At 64.8% G+C, this 17,044-nt stretch carries 16 protein-coding genes and 1 tRNA gene; 8 read left to right on the top strand and 9 right to left on the bottom strand.

All coding sequences use genetic code 11. The annotated features are described in order from the left end of the window. The first annotated feature begins 9 nt into the window (after positions 1-9). Both DL1_RS02135 and DL1_RS02130 read left to right on the top strand, forming a co-directional pair. On the top strand, positions 10-1,068 hold the full coding sequence (locus tag DL1_RS02135) for a tartrate dehydrogenase (protein WP_038061788.1): 1,059 nt from the start codon (positions 10-12) through the stop codon (positions 1,066-1,068). 8 nt (positions 1,069-1,076) lie between these two features. After that, positions 1,077-2,537, top strand: a complete 1,461-nt coding sequence (locus tag DL1_RS02130; protein WP_211250613.1) for an NAD-dependent succinate-semialdehyde dehydrogenase — start codon at positions 1,077-1,079, stop codon at positions 2,535-2,537. Positions 2,538-2,541: 4 nt separating this feature from the next. Here the strand turns inward: DL1_RS02130 and DL1_RS02125 are convergent, their stop codons facing one another. From DL1_RS02125 to DL1_RS02115, 3 genes are all read right to left on the bottom strand, one after another. Continuing rightward, positions 2,542-3,096 carry an AAA family ATPase gene (locus DL1_RS02125; RefSeq protein ID WP_038061786.1) on the bottom strand — a complete coding sequence of 185 codons (555 nt, stop codon included), beginning with the start codon at positions 3,094-3,096 and terminating at the stop codon, positions 2,542-2,544. Between the two features lie 169 nt (positions 3,097-3,265). After that, positions 3,266-3,341, bottom strand: a tRNA-Ala gene (locus DL1_RS02120). Positions 3,342-3,545: 204 nt separating this feature from the next. Continuing rightward, entirely contained in the window at positions 3,546-3,872 is a 327-nt protein-coding gene (locus DL1_RS02115) for a TIGR02300 family protein (protein ID WP_038061785.1), read from the bottom strand. A gap of 118 nt (positions 3,873-3,990) precedes the next feature. On the opposite strand from DL1_RS02115, the gene DL1_RS02110 reads away from it, so the two are divergent. Continuing rightward, positions 3,991-4,686, top strand: a complete 696-nt coding sequence (locus tag DL1_RS02110; protein WP_038061784.1) for a M48 family metallopeptidase — start codon at positions 3,991-3,993, stop codon at positions 4,684-4,686. A gap of 31 nt (positions 4,687-4,717) precedes the next feature. Continuing rightward, positions 4,718-5,374, top strand: coding sequence for a GntR family transcriptional regulator (locus DL1_RS02105; RefSeq protein ID WP_038061783.1), 657 nt, complete (start codon positions 4,718-4,720; stop codon positions 5,372-5,374). A 79-nt stretch (positions 5,375-5,453) separates the two neighbouring features. On the opposite strand, the gene DL1_RS02100 is transcribed toward DL1_RS02105, so the two are convergent. The 5 genes from DL1_RS02100 to DL1_RS02080 are packed head-to-tail and all read right to left on the bottom strand — an operon-like array spanning position 5,454 to position 9,327. Continuing rightward, complete coding sequence (locus tag DL1_RS02100; RefSeq protein WP_038061782.1) at positions 5,454-5,864, bottom strand: DUF805 domain-containing protein; 411 nt, start codon at positions 5,862-5,864, stop codon at positions 5,454-5,456. A 53-nt stretch (positions 5,865-5,917) separates the two neighbouring features. Further along, positions 5,918-6,526: a glycerol-3-phosphate 1-O-acyltransferase PlsY gene (gene plsY / locus DL1_RS02095; RefSeq protein WP_038062190.1), complete on the bottom strand. Its 609-nt coding sequence runs from the start codon at positions 6,524-6,526 to the stop codon at positions 5,918-5,920. 23 nt (positions 6,527-6,549) lie between these two features. Next, the gene (gene pyrC / locus DL1_RS02090; RefSeq protein ID WP_038061780.1) at positions 6,550-7,830 is read right to left on the bottom strand and encodes a dihydroorotase; all 1,281 of its coding nucleotides are present in this window, start codon (positions 7,828-7,830) and stop codon (positions 6,550-6,552) included. A gap of 53 nt (positions 7,831-7,883) precedes the next feature. After that, on the bottom strand, positions 7,884-8,369 hold the full coding sequence (locus DL1_RS20720) for a hypothetical protein (protein WP_051693248.1): 486 nt from the start codon (positions 8,367-8,369) through the stop codon (positions 7,884-7,886). After that, positions 8,362-9,327 carry an aspartate carbamoyltransferase catalytic subunit gene (locus DL1_RS02080; protein ID WP_038061778.1) on the bottom strand — a complete coding sequence of 322 codons (966 nt, stop codon included), beginning with the start codon at positions 9,325-9,327 and terminating at the stop codon, positions 8,362-8,364. The genes DL1_RS20720 and DL1_RS02080 overlap by 8 nt, the downstream gene beginning before the upstream one ends. A 98-nt stretch (positions 9,328-9,425) precedes the next feature. On the opposite strand from DL1_RS02080, the gene DL1_RS02075 reads away from it, so the two are divergent. From DL1_RS02075 to DL1_RS02065, 3 genes are all read left to right on the top strand, one after another. After that, positions 9,426-10,250 (top strand): uracil-DNA glycosylase, encoded by an 825-nt coding sequence (locus tag DL1_RS02075; protein WP_038061777.1) that lies wholly within the window; start codon positions 9,426-9,428, stop codon positions 10,248-10,250. Positions 10,251-10,420: 170 nt separating this feature from the next. Continuing rightward, positions 10,421-11,881 carry an efflux RND transporter periplasmic adaptor subunit gene (locus DL1_RS02070; protein WP_038061773.1) on the top strand — a complete coding sequence of 487 codons (1,461 nt, stop codon included), beginning with the start codon at positions 10,421-10,423 and terminating at the stop codon, positions 11,879-11,881. 1 nt (position 11,882) lies between these two features. Continuing rightward, positions 11,883-15,236, top strand: a complete 3,354-nt coding sequence (locus tag DL1_RS02065; RefSeq protein WP_038061770.1) for an efflux RND transporter permease subunit — start codon at positions 11,883-11,885, stop codon at positions 15,234-15,236. On the opposite strand, the gene DL1_RS02060 is transcribed toward DL1_RS02065, so the two are convergent. Then, complete coding sequence (locus DL1_RS02060) at positions 15,233-16,072, bottom strand: protein-disulfide reductase DsbD domain-containing protein (protein WP_081856226.1); 840 nt, start codon at positions 16,070-16,072, stop codon at positions 15,233-15,235. The genes DL1_RS02065 and DL1_RS02060 overlap by 4 nt on opposite strands. A gap of 202 nt (positions 16,073-16,274) precedes the next feature. Between DL1_RS02060 and DL1_RS02055 the strand changes: the two genes are divergently transcribed. Next, on the top strand, positions 16,275-16,835 hold the full coding sequence (locus DL1_RS02055) for a YqgE/AlgH family protein (protein WP_038061764.1): 561 nt from the start codon (positions 16,275-16,277) through the stop codon (positions 16,833-16,835). The last annotated feature ends 209 nt before the right edge of the window (positions 16,836-17,044 follow it).

Raw genomic sequence — 17,044 nt, 5'->3', positions numbered from 1 at the left:
GAGAGATTTATGAAGACCTACAATCTGGCGGTGATCCCCGGCGACGGGATCGGGGTGCATGTCACCGATGCGGCGATGGAGGTGCTTGACGTCGCGGGCGCCAAATTCGGCTTTGAGATGGCAAAGACCAGCTTTCCGTGGTCATGCGAATATTATCTCGAGACCGGGGCGATGATGCCTGCCGACGGGATCGAGACCCTGCGCGGCTTCGATGCGATCTATCTGGGCGCGGTCGGCTGGCCCGAGACGGTGCCTGACAGCGTCTCGTTGCACGGTCTCCTTTTGCCGATCCGCAAGGCCTTCAATCAATATGCAAATATCCGTCCGCATCGGCTTTTGCCCGGGATCGAGGGGCCTCTGCGTGCGACTGGGTTCGACATTTTGTGTATCCGCGAGAATACCGAGGGCGAATATTCCGGGGCGGGCGGGCGCGTCCATCAGGGGCGCGAGAACGAGGTGGCGACCGAGGTCGCGATCTTTACCCGCGCGGGCGTCGAGCGGATCCTCCGTTTCGGGTTCGAGCAGGCGCGCGCCCGACGCGGCCATTTGACCTCGGTTACGAAATCCAATGCGCAGAAATATTCGATGGTGTTCTGGGATGAGATGACCGACCTCGTCGCCAAGGACTACCCCGATGTTACCGTCAGCCACATGCATATCGATGCGATGGCGGCAAAGATGGTGATGGCCCCGCAGGATCTCGACGTGATCGTCGCCTCAAATCTGTTTGGCGACATTCTGACGGATTTGGGAGCAGCCATTCAGGGCGGCTTGGGCTTTGCCGCCTCGGCCAATATCTGCCCCGATCGCAGCGGTCCCTCGATGTTCGAGCCGGTCCACGGCTCGGCCCCCGATATTGCCGGTCAGAATATCGCCAACCCGATTGCCGCGATTTGGTCGGCGGCTCAAATGCTGGAGCATCTGGGCGAAGCCGCGGCCTCCGAAGCGGTGATGGCGGCGCTGGAAGCCACCACCCGCCGCGGCGTCGGCACCCGCCCGGGTGCGAGCAGCACCGATGAGATCACAGCCGCCGTCAAGACCGCTCTCAGCGCAGGCCCCCAAGCATGACAATACCGATGACAGACGCTTTTGATCTGCGTTCGCAGCTGAACGACCCGGAACTGCTGCAAGAGGCGGCCCTGATCAATGGCGCGTGGGTCGCGCGCGCTGATATGGCGGTGATTGATCCGGCGACCGGCGCGACGCTTGGCCATATGCCCGACTGTTCGGCCGAGGAGACCAGCGCCGCGATCGACGCGGCAGCTGCGGCGATGCCAAGCTGGCGGGCGCGCACCCATGCAGAGCGCGCCGATATTTTGATGGCGTGGTATCAGCTTATGCACGATCACATCGAGGATCTGGCGCTGATCCTGACCGCAGAGCAAGGCAAGCCGCTGGCCGAGGCGAAGGGCGAGATCCTGTATGGGGCGTCCTTCGTGCGCTGGTTTGCCGAGGAAGCGCGCCGGATCGACGGGTCGATCATCCCGAGCCCCGTTCCGGGCAAGAAGATCTTCGCGTTGAAAGAGCCGGTAGGCGTCTGCGCGATCATCACACCTTGGAATTTCCCCAATGCGATGATCACCCGCAAGGTTGCCCCCGGACTGGCTGCGGGCTGCACGATGGTGATCAAACCCTCAGATTTCACACCCTATTCGGCGCTGGCGCTGGGCGTTCTGGCGGCGCGGGCGGGCATTCCCGAGGGCGTGCTCAATATCGTCACCGGTCGTCCCGAAGAGATCGGCGCTACGCTCACCGGCTCGCCCGTGGTGCGCAAGCTGTCCTTCACCGGTTCGACCCGGGTGGGCGCGCTTCTGGCCGAGCAATGCGCGCCGACACTGAAGAAAATGTCGCTGGAGCTGGGCGGCAATGCGCCCTTCATCGTCTTTGATGATGCTGATCTGGAAGCCGCACTCGAAGGCGCGATGGCCTCGAAATTTCGCAATGGCGGGCAGACCTGCGTCTGCGCCAACCGGATTCTCGTGCAATCGGGCATCCATGATCGCTTCGTCGCGGGTTTGGCGGCGCGGGTCGATGCGCTTCGTGTCGGAAATGGGCGCGAGGCCGGGGTCGAGATCGGGCCGATGATCAATGCCGCGGCGCTGGACAAGATCAACGCCCATGTCGCGGATGCTTTGGAGAAAGGCGCGACCCGTGTGACGGCGCCGCGCGCGCTGCCTGCACAATTCGCCGATCCGGTCGTTTTGTCGGGAGCGACAATGCAGATGCGCTTTGCCCAAGAGGAGACCTTCGGCCCGGTCGCCCCGATCCTGCGCTTCGAGACCGAGGCTGAGGCGCTCGAGATTGCCAATGGCACGCCTTTCGGCCTCGCGGCTTATTTCTACACCACCGACATGAAACGCGCCTTCCGCTTTGGCGAGGCGCTGGAAGTCGGGCTCGTGGGGCTCAACACCGGGGCGGTCAGCCACGCCGAGGCCCCGTTCGGCGGAGTGAAATCCTCAGGGTTGGGGCGTGAAGGGGCACAAGAAGGGATCGAGGAATATCTCGAAACCAAAGCTTTCCATTTCGCAGGGCTCTGATCGGCTAGGGCTGCGTAAACGAAAGACGCACCTGCTCCATGACAAAGTCGGTGCGTGTTGCAATGTCAGCGCGCGGCAGATCCGTGATTTCGTATCCGAGGGCGGTGTAGGTCTCTCGCATGACGGCACAGGTCGCTTCGGCCTCGGCGCGGGTCTGCTTGCGTTCGGTGTCCTGCGTGAAGATCTCGTCCCAGTAGGGGGCCAGAAAGACGCGGGCGTTGTAGCGGGCTGTCTTGGCCGCTGCGGCGACGTGGCGTGGCACGGGGAGGCCGCAGAGCGTCAGGTAGCCCAAGATATCGGGAATGCCTCGGTCGAAGATCACGGGGCCTGAAAGCGCCTGTGCGTCCTCGCGGGCGCGCAGGTCGCGCTCCAGCATCCGTTCGCCATAGGCCATGCGGTCCGCCCAGGGGAGGGCGTCTCCGCCGCTGGCCATCTCCTCGCGAATGATCGCGCGGCCGGATTCGGGGATTGTGTGAAAGCCGCGGCGGGCGAGCTCGGTGATCAGGCTGGTCTTGCCCGCACTTGGGCCGCCCGTCACGACGAAGAAATGGTCGCTCATGGGCCATCCTCGGTTTTGACAGGGGAAGGGCTGCGACGGGATCAACATGGCCTAACGGCACGGATCAAGGCAGCCTAGATTTTCGTAGGGAAAACAGCACCGGTCTGCGCGGCAGAGGCAAATCCTCTGACGAGAAAGGCAGAGCTATCTGGTGCTTTTCAGGAGGATTTGGTGGAGCCTAGGGGGATCGAACCCCTGACCTCCTGCATGCCATGCAGGCGCTCTCCCAGCTGAGCTAAGGCCCCGTTCCAAGTCTTGCAACGTGGCGTTGCCCGTTGCGTGGGAGGCGTATAGGCAAACCGTCAGGCGGGTGCAAGAGGGAATTTTTCACCCGGCTCTCGAAAAATCCGGCAGGTGCTTGGGAGGGGACGACACGATTCCTCATGCCCATGAGAAAGGCGCGGCAGGAGAGCCCGCCGCGCCCGTCTTGATCCCTCAGGCGACCCCGTTCAGGTGTCGTCCTTGTCCTCGGTGCTGACATCCGCAATCTCGTCGAGCGAGACATTGTCGTCATCATCGTCATCTTCGAGCAGATCGTCATCGAGTTCGACATCATTGGTGTCGTTGTCGATATCGTCATCCTCGATCGCGGGCGTGTCGGTTTTGCTTGCGGTGCTTTTTTCCGAAACCAGCGAACGGCCACGACCCGCGGTCAGGCTCTCCAGCGTAAAGCTGTTATCGCAGACCGGGCAGGTCATCGGATCGTTGTTCAGGTCGTAAAAGCGGGCCGCGCAATGCGGGCACTGACGCTTGACGCCCCATTCCTCTTTCGGCATGGAATTCTCCTGCGCTGGTGATCTCAGAGTCGCAGCCAGTTGCCACACTGCCCGCCGGGTGTCAAAGCCTTTCGCGCAGATAGCGCGCAAACGCGACCCCGCCGCCTCAGGAGCCACCATGTCCAGCCCGCCCCGGATCCCCGAACTGCCCGACGTGGAGCTGGTTCTGCGCCGCTCCGCACGCGCCCGGCGGTTCTCGCTTCGGGTGTCGCGCGCGGACGGGCGGGTGGCGCTTACGATTCCAACCGGCGCGTCTGAACGCGAAGCGCTGGCATTCGCGCGCAGTCAAAGCGAATGGCTGCGTGCAACGCTCGCCGATATTGCGCCGCCTTGCGTCTTGCGCGCGGGCGGCACGGTGCTGTTTGAAGGGCGCGAACTGGTCATCACGCCCACCCGGGTCAGAAGCCCCCAGTGCGACGCAGACCGCCTGCTGGTGCCCGAAAACCCCGCGCGGCTTGGTCCCTCTGTCGAGGCGTTTTTCAAACATGCCGCGCGTCTGCGCCTGCACCGAGCCAGCGCGCAGTATGCCGAGCAACTCGGACGCAGCTACACGCGAATCACTTTGCGTGACACCCGCTCGCGCTGGGGCTCGTGCAGCAGCTCGGGGGCGCTCTCTTACAGTTGGCGGCTGATCATGGCCCCGCCGGAGGTGCTCGATTACGTGGCGGCCCATGAGGTGGCGCATCTGGTCGAGATGAACCATTCCGCAGCCTTCTGGTCGCAGGTCGCGCGGCTGCGTCCGGGCTATAAGAGCGAACGGGCATGGCTCAAGCGTGAAGGCTCACGCCTGCACGCCGTGCGGTTTCGCGATTGACGGCGCGGGTCTTTGTGATCACAAAACGAGAATGACCACGATTTCCACCCGACCCATCGAAACGGCGGCCCATGATCGGCTGTATCGCCAGCTGCGCCAGCAGGTGATGGTGGGCGAGTTGCAGCCCGGTCAGGCGCTGACCTTGCGGGGCTTGGGCAAGCAATATGGGGTCTCGATGACGCCCGCGCGTGAGGCGCTACGCAGGCTGGTTGCGGAAGGCGCGCTGACGCTCAGCGCATCGGGGCGGGTGAGTACGCCAGAGCTGTCCAATGAGCGGATCGAGGAACTGGCCGCGCTGCGCTCGATGATCGAGCCGGAACTGGCCGCACGCGCCCTGCCACGGGCGCATTTCGCGCTGATCGACCGGCTGTCCGCGATCAACACGACCAATGCGGAAGCGGTCGCGAAGCAAGACGCGGTGGGCTATATCCGCACCAATCTGGAATTTCACCGCACGCTCTATCTGCGCGCGCAATCGCCCGCGATCTTGGCGGTAGCCGAGACGGTCTGGCTTCAGCTTGGGCCCACCATGCGGGCGCTCTACGGGCGGGTGCAGCGCAACGAGCCGCCGCGCCATCACCGGATGATTTTGGCCGCTCTGCGCGCAGGCGACGAGCCGGCGCTGAGGCTCGCGGTGCGGGCCGATGTAACCCACGGTCTGCGCCACCTCGCGCAGCGCGGCTGGTAGCGCGCCCGGGCGGTTTCGCACCCCCCGACCCCCGCAGGATATTTCGATCAAGAGGAAGCAGGGCGCGTTTTTTAAGCGCTCAGGCCTGGTGCAGCGGGTCGGGGCCATAGGCATTGGGGCCTGCCTGCGAGCGCTGCACGAAGAAAAACAGCAAGATCAACCCGCCAATCAGCGGGATCAGCGTGAGCAAGATGAGCCAGCCCGTCTTGCCGTTGTCGTGCAACCGGCGCACCGATACGGCGAGTGCGGGCACCAGAAGGGCCAATGTGGCGATCAGGGTGATCACTCCGCCTGAGCTGGAATAGGCCCAGAAGCCGGGGCTTTGCACGACGCGGCCCGTGCCGAAGACGACCGTATCGAGGATGTTGGTCACGATCTGGACGAGGACGAAGAACAGGTAGAACCACCAGAATTCCGAGCGCGGGGCACGGCCCCCGAAAGCCGCGTATTTCTCCTTAAGGCAGGTTTTGACGCTGGTGCTGAAGCGCATGGTGGGGCTCCTGAACGAGGATGGAGAGAGAGGCGCGAAAGCGGCCGGGGCGGCTAGCCTTTCTTGCCGATCCGGGGCTCATTTCCGGCGGCCAGCCGGGCGATATTGCTTCGGTGACGCCAAAAGATCAGGACGGACAGACCGGCGGCCAGCATCATCAGGTCGCGAAATCCGAGCGCATAGGCCAGCGGCACGGTGGCAGCGGCGCTCACCAGCGCCGAGAGCGACGAGATCCGCGTGATGAGCGCCGTGAGCAGCCACAAGGCGCAGGCCGCAAGCCCCACGGGCCATGCCAGCGCGATCATCGTGCCCAGAAAGGTCGCAACCCCTTTACCGCCCTGAAAGCGCAGCCAGACCGGATAGATATGGCCCACGAAGGCGGCAGCCCCTGCAACTTGCGCCGCGGTTTCGCCCAGAAAATAGCGTGCAAGCAGCACCGCGATTGCGCCCTTGCCGCTGTCGAGCAGAAGGGTCGCGAGGGCTGCAGGTTTATTGCCGGTGCGCAGCACATTCGTGGCCCCGATATTGCCCGATCCGATCTTGCGCAGATCACCCAGGCCCAGCAGGCGGGTGATCACCAGCCCGAAAGGGATCGACCCCAAAAGGTAACCCAGCGCAGCGACCAGACCCAGCAAGCTGGTTCCGTTTTCAATTCCCGGGATCATGCTCTTGCCTCGTTCTCGCGTTATTTTTGTTCTTCATTAGCATAAACCTGCACCCCCGCGACGAATGTGGCAAGCGTTTTGCCTTCCATGCGTGCGGTGTCGAAGGGCGTGTTCTTTGATTTCGAACGCAATTTGAAGCGGTCGAGGACGAAAGGCGCATCGGGATCGAAGAGCACGAGATCCGCTGGAGCCCCCTCGCTCAGGCGGCCCTGCGGCAGGCCCAGACGGCGGGCAGGGTTCAGCGCCATCGCGCGGAACAGCTGTGGCAGGCTCAACTGGCCCGCGTGATAGAGCCGCATCGCGGCTGGCAGCAGAGTTTCCAGCCCGACCGCGCCGGAGGCAGCCTCCTCGAAGGGCAGGCGCTTGGATTCCTCATCCGCCGGGGTGTGCATCGAGCAGATCACATCGATCAGCCCGTCCTCGACCGCCGCGATCACGGCCAGCCGGTCTTCCTCGTCGCGCAGCGGCGGGGTCAGCTTGAAGAAGGTGCGGTAATCGCCCACATCGAGCGCATTGAGCGTCAGGTGATGGATCGAGATACCGGCTGTGACATCGAGCCCGGCTGCCTTGGCGCGGCGCAGCGCGGGCAGGGCGCGCGCGGTGGTGATCTGATCGGCGTGATAGGAGAGGCCCGTCATCTCGACCAAGGCCAGATCGCGCTCCAACCCCATCTGCTCGGCCATCGGAGAGACGCCGGGTAAGCCACGCAGGCTTGCGAATTTTCCCGAGGTGACAGCGGCGCCCCGCGACAGGTTCGGCTCCTGCGGGTGGCCGATCACCAGAGCGCCGAGGCTTGCGGCATAGCTGAAGGCCCGCGCCAGCGCCTTGGTCTGCATGCTGACATGCGTCCCATCGGTGAAGGCCACAGCGCCCGCATCCTTGAGAAAACCGATCTCGGTCATCTCGGTGCCTGCGCGCCCCTTGGTCAACGCGGCCATATGCAAAATGCGCACGCGCGCATCCGCGGCCCGGCGGCGGACGAATTCCAGCGTTTCGGGCGTGTCGATCGCCTGCGCGGTATCGGGCCGCGTCACGATCGTGGTCACGCCGCCCGCCGCCGCCGCCGAAGCCGCAGAGCGGAAGCTCTCCATGTGCCGCTCGCCCGGCTCACCGATCTTCACGCCCAGATCGACGATTCCGGGCGCGAGGCATTTGCCCTCGCAATCGATCACCTGCGCATCGGGCGGGGCGGACATATCGCCAATGGCTGCGATGCGCCCGGCATCGACCACCACATTGCCCGTGGTCTCCGTCAGCGCCTCGGGGTCGATAAGCCGGGCATTTTGCAAAAACAGGGTCATGGTCGCTCGTGCCTTGTTGCTGTGCAGAGGGGGCGCGCGCCTTGCGGGCGCGCTCAGTGAATAAGGGTCTGACGCGCGGTGCGCGCACGCTCGATGAGGGTGATGGCGGGAGCTGCTTCTTTGAGATGGCGGATCAGATGTTTGCCGCCCGATTTCGTAACGATCTGTACATCGCCCATCAGCGCGCGGACCGCTGCGATCTCAAGCAGCATGACCTGTCTTCCCTGCGGTCCGATCAGCCGCCGATCCGTCAGCTGCCAGCGCCGGGCAAAGGCCTCGGAGCGGAAATAGGCCCCGCGCGCCATCATCCCCAGCACGACCGCGCAGGCGGCAAGCGTGACCTGTCCGGGCTTGCCCAGCCAGAACAGCGCCGTCGAGACCAGCACCGCGCCCAGAACGGCCAGTATCGCGTGATCGCTCCAGTAGCGCCGTGCATCGGGTTCGAACCGGGCCAGAACCCGCTCGCCCGGCTCAAGCGGGGCTTCGCTTAGCGGGCCGGGGCGGTAGTCATGGACCGGGTCGCGCCTGATTTCAGACATAGGTCTCTCCGGTGAGCGCGCGGCCACGCTCGGCCCGCAGGTTGCGCGCCAGCAGATCCATTACCGCCATGCGGACGGCCACGCCCATCTCGACCTGCTCCTGAATGACCGAGCGGTTGATGTCATCGGCAATCGTGCCGTCGATCTCAACACCGCGATTCATCGGGCCGGGATGCATCACGATGGCATCGTCCTTGGCGAAGGCGAGCTTTTCGGCATCGAGCCCGTAGCGGTGGAAATACTCGCGTTCGGACGGGATGAAACCCCCATCCATGCGCTCGCGCTGAAGACGCAGCATCATCACGACATCCGCATCCTTGAGGCCCGCGCGCATGTCGTCATAGACCTCGCAGCCAAACTCGGCCACGCCCGAAGGCATCAGGGTCGGCGGTGCGATCAGACGCACGCGGTTTTCCATCTTGCCCAGCAAGATCAGGTTGGAGCGCGCAACCCGGCTATGGGCCACATCGCCGCAGATCGCGACGGTCAGCCGGTGGAGCCGCCCCTTCGCGCGCCGGATCGTGAGCGCATCCAGCAGCGCCTGCGTGGGGTGTTCGTGCTTGCCATCGCCCGCATTGATCACCGCGCATTCGACCTTTTGCGCCAGCAGATCGACCGCGCCCGAACTGCCATGGCGCACCACCAGAAGATCGGGATGCATCGCATTGAGCGTAAGTGCCGTGTCGATCAGCGTCTCGCCCTTTTTGACGCTCGAGGTCTGCATCGACATGTTCATCACATCCGCGCCCAGACGCTTGCCCGCCAACTCAAAGCTGGATTGCGTGCGCGTCGAATTCTCGAAGAACATGTTAATCTGGGTCATGCCGGCCAGCGCATCGGTCTTTTTCACCGTGCGGCGGTTGAGTTCGACATATTGCTCGGCAAGATCAAGGACGCTGTGGATATCTTCAGGGCTCAGATGCTCGATCCCAAGAAGGTGGCGAGGGCGGAAGGCCATGCGATTGCTCCGATTTATCTCCCTCGCGCTTATGTCAAACGGGGGGGCTGGCGTCCAGCCGCTTTACCGCGCAGCCTTGCGCGCGTAGCTTCGCGGCTATGGAGACTCACCCCGCGCCCGAACTGGATTATCACGCAGCCCTCGCAGCCCTCGAATGGCAGCTCGAGATGGGCGTGGATGTGGCCATCGGAGATGCGCCCGTCGATTGCTATGCCTTGCCCGACCGGCGGGCCGAGGCAAAGCCGCGCGCATCCGAGCCCGAAGCTGCGCGCCCCGATTTGCCCCCGGTGGCGCAGGCCGCGCAGGTGCAGGGCCCCGATCCGGTTGCGGTGGCGGCAGCCGCGGCCGGGCAGGTGGGCACGCTGGAGGAGCTGCGCGCCGCCATAGAGGCCTATGATCTGTGCGACATCAAGAAGGGCGCGCGCAGCACCGTCTTTGCCCAAGGTCAGCCGCGCGCGCGGGTGATGGTGATCGGCGAGGCGCCGGGCCGCGAGGAAGATCAGGCGGGGCTGCCCTTTGCGGGGCGCGCGGGCGAGATGCTCACCCGGATGTTTGCGGCCATTGGTCTGAGCTGTGACGCCCCCGATGCGCAATCGGCGCTGTATCTGACAAGCGTGCTGCCGTGGCGCCCGACGGGCAATCGCGCGCCCGAGCCCGAAGAACTGGCGCAGATGCTGCCGTTTCTGGCGCGCCATGTCGATCTGGCCGATCCCGATCTGATCGTGCTGATGGGCAACGGCGCCTGTGAGGCGGCGCTCGGCAAGCGCGGCATCACCCGGCTGCGTGGTACATGGAGCGAGGCCTTCGGGCGTCCCGCCTTGCCGATGCTCCATCCCGGTCAGCTCTTGCGCATGCCTGCCGCGAAACGCGACGCATGGGCGGATCTTTTGTCGCTGCGGGCACGGCTCGACACGTCGGTCTGAGTGGCACGGCACCTCGCTTTGCGCGCAATCTGATCGCGCCTGCGTGAAAAAGTGACGGAACTTCTCCCCTCCTGCGTATAGATTATCGTTCCAACGCCCTGCCTGTGCAGGCTAACATCGCATCACGCGCGCGTGCTGTCCTGTGAGGGGCGGATGATATTGGAGACGATATGCGGTTTTTGACGCGGTCCTTGATGGGGCTGTTCTTACTGGCACTGACGCTGGGTCTGCTTGCGATGGGAGGCTTTTCCATCGTCGAGGCGTTCAAGGCCCGCAATGCCGATGGCGGGCGTCCTTCCGCCATGCGCGAGCGGGTCTTTGCGGCCAATGTCGTCCCGTTGGAATTTGGCACGATCACGCCGCGCCTGACGGCCTATGGCGAGGTCTCATCAACCCGCGAACTGGAGTTGCGCGCGTCGGTCTCGGGTACGATCCTGACGCTGGCGCCCTCCTTCGAGGACGGTGCGGCTGTGGCGAAGGGGACGGTGCTGGTGCGCCTCGATCCCGCCGAGGCGCAGGCCGCACGCGACACCGCGCAGGCGCAGGTCTCAGAGGCCGAGGCGGCGCTGGCACAAAGCGAACGCGCGCTCGCGATTGCACAAGACGATGTGGTGGCCGCACGCAGGCAGGCCGCCTTGCGGGTGCAGGCGCTTGAGCGGCAGCAATCGCTTTCGGATCGTGGTGTGGGCTCGGCTGCCAATCGCGAAACCGCAGAGCTGGCGGCTTCTGCGGCGGATCAAGCTGTGCTCTCGCGTCGCTCGGCGCTGTCGACCGCGCAGGCGCAGCTCGATACCGCGCGCACGGGCCTGACGCGCGCGAAAATCACCCTGAGCGAGGCAGAGCGCCGCCTGCGTGATACGGAAATCCGCGCCGAATTCTCGGGCCGTCTGGCGCAGCTCAACGCGGTGGAGGGCGGGCTTGTCTCGAGTAATGAAATGCTGGGCATGCTGATCGATCCCAATGCACTTGAGGTGGCGTTTCGCGTCTCCACCGGGCAATTCGCGCGGCTGACCAATCCCGACGGCACCCTGCGTCCCCTTGAACTGGGCGTCTCGCTCGATACTGCGGGCGGCGCGATTGAGGCGCGCGGCGTGCTCTCGCGGGTGTCGGCTGCGGTCGAAAGCGGGGTGGCGGGGCGGCTTTTATTCGCCACGATCACCGAAGGGGCAGGGGCCTTGCGCCCGGGCGATTTCGTGACCGTGAGCTTGCGCGAACCCGCGCTGGAGGGGGTGGCCGAAATCCCCGCCGCCGCCATCGACGCGCAAGACCGTGTGCTGGTCTTGGGCGAGGGCGACCGTCTGGAGGAGGCGCGCGTCACGTTGCTGCGCCGTCAGGGCGATGCGGTGATCATCCGGACGGATCTGCCGCCGGGCACCGAGATCGTGGCCGAGCGCACGCCGCTTTTGGGAGGCGGGATCAAGCTGCGCCCGATGCGGCCCGATCAGGCGGGCGCGCCTGCGCCTGCGCGCACCGTGGCGCTTGACCCCGCGCGCCGCGCGCGGCTGGTGGCCTTTGTCGAGGGCAACACCGCGATGACCGACAGCACCCGCGCGCGTTTCCTTGCCGATCTGAGCCAAGAGGCGGTCCCCGCCGCGACAGTTGCAAATCTCGAATCCCGGGTCGGGGGTTGAGATGGCCGATCACGGGCGTCCAGAGCTTCCCCCGGCGCGCGGCCTGATCGGGCTGTTCACGCGCCATGCGACGCTGGCCAATATCGTTCTCGTCGTGATGATCTGCGCCGGGCTTTTCGCAGTGCCGCGTCTGCGCGCGCAGTTCTTCCCCGACTCGATCGAAGAAGAAGTGACGGTTTCGGTCAAATGGGAGGGTGCCGGGGCCGAGGAGGTCGACCGGGCCATCGTGCAGGTGCTGGAGCCCACGCTGATCGCGGTCGAAGGGGTGGCGGAGTCGCAAAGCCGCGCGTCCCAAGGCTCGGCGCGGATCGATCTGGAGTTTGAGCCGGGTTGGGATATGTCGCGCGCGGTCAGCGATGTGGAATCCGCGCTGGCGACAGCTGGCGATCTGCCCGAAGGGTCTGAGACCCCCGAGGTCACGCGCGGCGTTTGGCGCGATACGGTGACCGATCTGGTGATCACCGGCCCGCTCTCGACCGAGCAATTGGGGCGGCTGGGCGATGAGGCGGTGGTGCGGCTCTATCAAAACGGGGTGACGCGGACCTCTCTGGCCGGGATCGCGGCGCCGCAGATCGTCGTCGAGGTGCCCACCGTCGCGATGATGGCCCATGATGTGAGCCTGAGCGAGATCATCGACGTGATCTCAGCCGAGGCCGCGACCGCGCCTGCGGGCGATGTGGCGGGAGGCGCGGCTCGCGTTACCGCTGGCTCCGAGCGCCGCACCGCGCCCGAGATCGCGGCGCTTGTGATCCGCACCAATCCCGATGGCTCGCAGCTGACCGTGGGCGATGTCGCGCAGATCCGGGTCGAGGGCGGCGGGCGCAGCCGGGCCTATTATGTGGGCGATAACCCGGCTGTCGTGATCAATGTCGCGCGTTCTGCGGCGGGCGATGCCATCGCGATCCAGAAACAGGTGGGGCAGGTGATCGCGCAGATGCAGCCAACCCTGCCTGCGGGCACCACGATGGATCTGGTGCGCACCCGCTCGGACCGGATCACCCAGCGGCTCGATCTGCTTGTGGGCAATGGGCTTATGGGGCTTGGCCTTGTGCTGGCGCTGCTGTTTTTGTTTCTCAACGCGCGCACCGCGTTTTGGGTGGCGATGGGCATACCCACCTCGATGGCAGCGGCGCTTGCGGCGATGTATTTCACCGGCATGACGCTCAACATGATCTCGATCTTCGCGCTCATCCTGACGCTGGGGATCGTGGTCGATGACGCGATTGTCGTGGGCGAACATGCCGATTTCCGAGCCCGCCATTTGGGTGAGCCCCCATTGGTCGCAGCTGAACGGGGCGCGCGACGGATGGCAGCCCCGGTCTTTGCCTCGACGCTGACCACGGTGATCGCCTTCGCGGGGCTGACCCTGATCGGCGGTCGAATGGGCAGCCTGATCGTGGATATTCCTTACACGGTGATTGCGGTGCTGTTGGCCTCGCTGGTGGAATGCTTCCTGATCCTGCCCAATCACATGAGCCATGCGCTGCGCCATGTCTCGGAGGCCAAATGGTACGACTGGCCCTCGCGCAAGGTGAATGGCGGGCTTGATGTCATCCGTCGCCGGGTGATGGCACCGCTGACGCGGATGGTGATTGTCGCGCGCTATCCGGTGATCGCGGGGGTGATTGCGCTTCTGGCATGGCAGGTGTCATTCGTGATTTCGGGCAAGGTGCAATGGCGCTTTTTCAACCCGCCCGAGCAATCCACGGTGAATGGCGCTTTCTCGATGGTCGAGGGGGCCACGCGGGCCGATACCGAAGCGATGATGCTTGCGATGCAAGACACGGTTGAGCGCGTCGCGGGTCAGTTCGAGCAGGAATACGGCGTCAATCCGGTCGAATATGCGCTGGGCCAGATCGGTGGCGCGCCGGGACGCTCGCTGGCTTCGGCCGATACCAAGGATGCCGATCTGCTGGGCTCGATCTCAATCGAGGTGATCGATCCTGATTTCCGGCCCTATTCGAGCGCCGATTTCGTCGCCCGCCTGCAAGATGCGATGCCGCGCCTGCCGCTGGTCGAAGAAATCAGCTTCCGGCGCTTCCGCTCTGGCGGGGCGGGTGACGGGATCGATGTGCAGTTCTCAGGCGCGCAGACGCGGGTGCTCAAGGAGGCGGCGGAAGATCTCAAGACCGCGCTGGCGCAATTCCCCGAAGTCTCGGCGGTCGAGGACAATCTCGCCTATGACAAGCAAGAGCTGACGCTGGATCTGACACCGCAGGGCGAGGCTTTGGGCTTTGACATGGCCAGCCTGAGCCGCGAGTTGCGCGCCCGCCTCAATGGTACCGAGGCTGCGAGCTTCCCCGACGGTGTGCGCTCGGCCACGATCCGGGTTGAACTGCCCGATGACGAGCTGCGCGCCGATTTCATCGAGCGGATGCAACTGCGTAGCCCGAGCGGTCACTGGGTGCCGCTGGCCGATATCGTCTCGGTCCGCACGCAGACCGGGTTCTCCACGATCCGGCGCGAGGACGGGCTGCGTCAGGTCGCGGTCACCGGCGATATCTCCGAAGACGATCCCGCCCGCGCCAATGCGATCACCGCTCAGATCCGCGACGAGATCCTGCCGCGCATCGCCGAGGAGCGCGGCGTCACCTATCTGCTGGGCGGGCAGGCCGAGCAGGAACGGGCCTTTCTCTCGGATGCGCTGATCGGGCTGATCATGTGCCTGATCGGGATCTACATCGTGCTGGCATGGATCTTTGCCAGTTGGACCCGGCCGCTGGTCGTGATGTCAGTGATCCCCTTTGGCGCGGTCGGCGCGATCTGGGGGCATTATCTTTGGCAACTGCCGCTCTCGATGTTCGCCATCGTGGGCGCGATCGGGATGATCGGGATCATCATCAATGATGCGATCGTGCTGATCTCGACGGTGGATGAATATGCAAAGCAGCGCGGGCTGGTGCCTGCCATCGTCGATGCAGTTTGCGACCGGCTGCGCCCGGTCTTGCTGACGACCGCGACGACGGTGCTGGGTCTCGCGCCGCTGCTCTATGAGCAATCCAGCTCGGCTCTGTTTCTCAAACCCACCGTGATCACGTTGGTCTATGGCTTGGGCTTTGGGATGGTGCTGGTGCTGGTCGTGGTGCCAGCGCTGCTCGCGATCCAGCATGATTTCGGGCGCCAGTTCGGGGCGTTGCGCCATGGTGTGCGCGTCGTGCGGCTGCGCGGAGTGCTGGCGGCGGGCGCGGGCCTGATCGCTGTGGCCTTCGTGATCACGCTGGGGCGGGCAATGGCCACGGGCGGCGCGCTGCTTCCGGCATTCTCAGGCTTTGCGCTGATCTCGGCAATGATCGCACTTGGCGCAGGGCTTGTTGCGCCGCGCCTGCTGCGCGGGCACCTCAGACCGAGGGCTTAGTTCGATGCGCCAGAGATCGAGTGGCAGCCCCGGATCTCAAGCGCGCCCAGCTCGCTGAGCACGGTGATGCGCACATCATCCGCCTCAATGGCAAAAGGCGCAGCCTCGGGGGGCACGAATTCGGCGCTGGCAATCAGCGTCGTTCCCTCGCGGCGATGGATCGGCTCTGAAACCCATGTCGGCGTCTTCGCCAGCTCGAACAGGGTCGCCTCCGGGCCGATCGGCTGCGGCAGCGTCAGCCGCGCGGTCAGCCGCGTGCCATCGGCCACGGGCTCAGTGACGCAGTCGGCCTGAACCGAGGCGACACGCGGGGCCTTCTCAAGCGCCTGCGTGATCTGCGGATCGGGCATTGCCGCGCCGGGCGCGGGCAGCGTCGTCTCAAGCTGAAGGCTGACAGGCACGCAGATATGATCGCAGATCCCGATATCGGCCTGCGCGCGCAGCATCACCGGCATCGACGGATCGACCGGGGTGATCTCGACCGGCAGCAGAAGCGCATCGTGATAGCCAACGGTGCGCGCACCGGCAGCGGTGAAAATCTCGGGCGCGGGCCAGTGCAAGGTCAGGTTTGCGACATTTTGCGATCCGGTGAAGCTGATCCTCGGGGGGATGCCGGAATCGCCGGGGATGCGCCAATAGGTTTTCCAGCCCGGCTCCAGCTTGAATTGAAGCCCCGCCATGCGCGTCCCGTCCTTGCGCTGCCAACCCGGCAGCAGCACCGCCTCCTCAAGCCCGGGCGGGGGCGGCAGGCTTGGCAAGCCGACACCTTCCTGTGCCGAGGCAATCAGCGGATGGCTCATCAGGCTGAGCGCAAGAACTGGCAGAATACGGCTCATCAATCCACTTTAGCCCTTCAGCGTGCAGAGCCAAAGTCACAAACCCGACCGGGTAATGCAAGCGTCTCTGCACGCGCGCGCAAAAATAAGGCAATTGGCGCGCACAGTGCTTTGATCGGCGGCGGAGCGCTTTGCGCACTTGAACCCGGCTGGCTGTCGGACCACGTTAGACCAGATGCCTATCGTGTCAGGGGAAGACGTCATGGATCTCACCGGAAAAATGCTGATCGCGATGCCCGGAATGGGTGACCAGCGGTTCGAACATGCGGTGGTCGCGATTTGCGCGCATTCGCCTGAGGGCGCGATGGGCTTGATCGTGAACAAGCCGCTTCCTAAGCCGAACCTCTCGGAATTGCTGGAAAACCTCGGGATCGAGCTGGCCAACTCGGACCGGACTATCCATGCTCCGATCCTGTTTGGTGGCCCGGTGGAAACGGGGCGCGGGTTCGTGCTCCACTCGCCCGATTGGGGCGCCGAAGAAGGGCAGATGCATGTCTCGGAACGGCTGCGGATGACGGGAACCCGCGACATTCTTGAAGATATCGCAGGCGGCAGCGGGCCGGAACGCGCGTTGCTGGCATTGGGATATGCCGGTTGGGGGCCGGGGCAGCTGGAGGCGGAGATCCTCGATAATGGCTGGCTGACCGCCGATGGCGATGCCGATCTGGCCCTCGACTCGGGTTATGATTCGAAATGGGTGCGCGCGCTTCAAGGCATGGGGATCGACCCGCGCACCTTATCGGCCACGGCAGGCCACGCCTGAGCGCTGGAGAGAGGGGGCTCTGCCCCCGTCACGGCCAAGTCCTGTCGGATTTGGCCGCTCCCCCCCCGAGGTATTTGCGCCAAGCTGAAAGAGGCGTCTTTCCCTTGATCTGAATATCGGAGGGGGGGCAGAGCCTTCGTTTTTTTGAGACCTATCTCGCTTGGGCCGTGCAAGCTGGCGCGGTCCGAATGCGCGATCCTGCGCCCGGT

The sequence above is a fragment of the Thioclava dalianensis genome (assembly GCF_000715505.1).
Lineage (GTDB): Bacteria > Pseudomonadota > Alphaproteobacteria > Rhodobacterales > Rhodobacteraceae > Thioclava > Thioclava dalianensis.
This window is presented reverse-complemented; position numbering and strand designations above follow the sequence as displayed.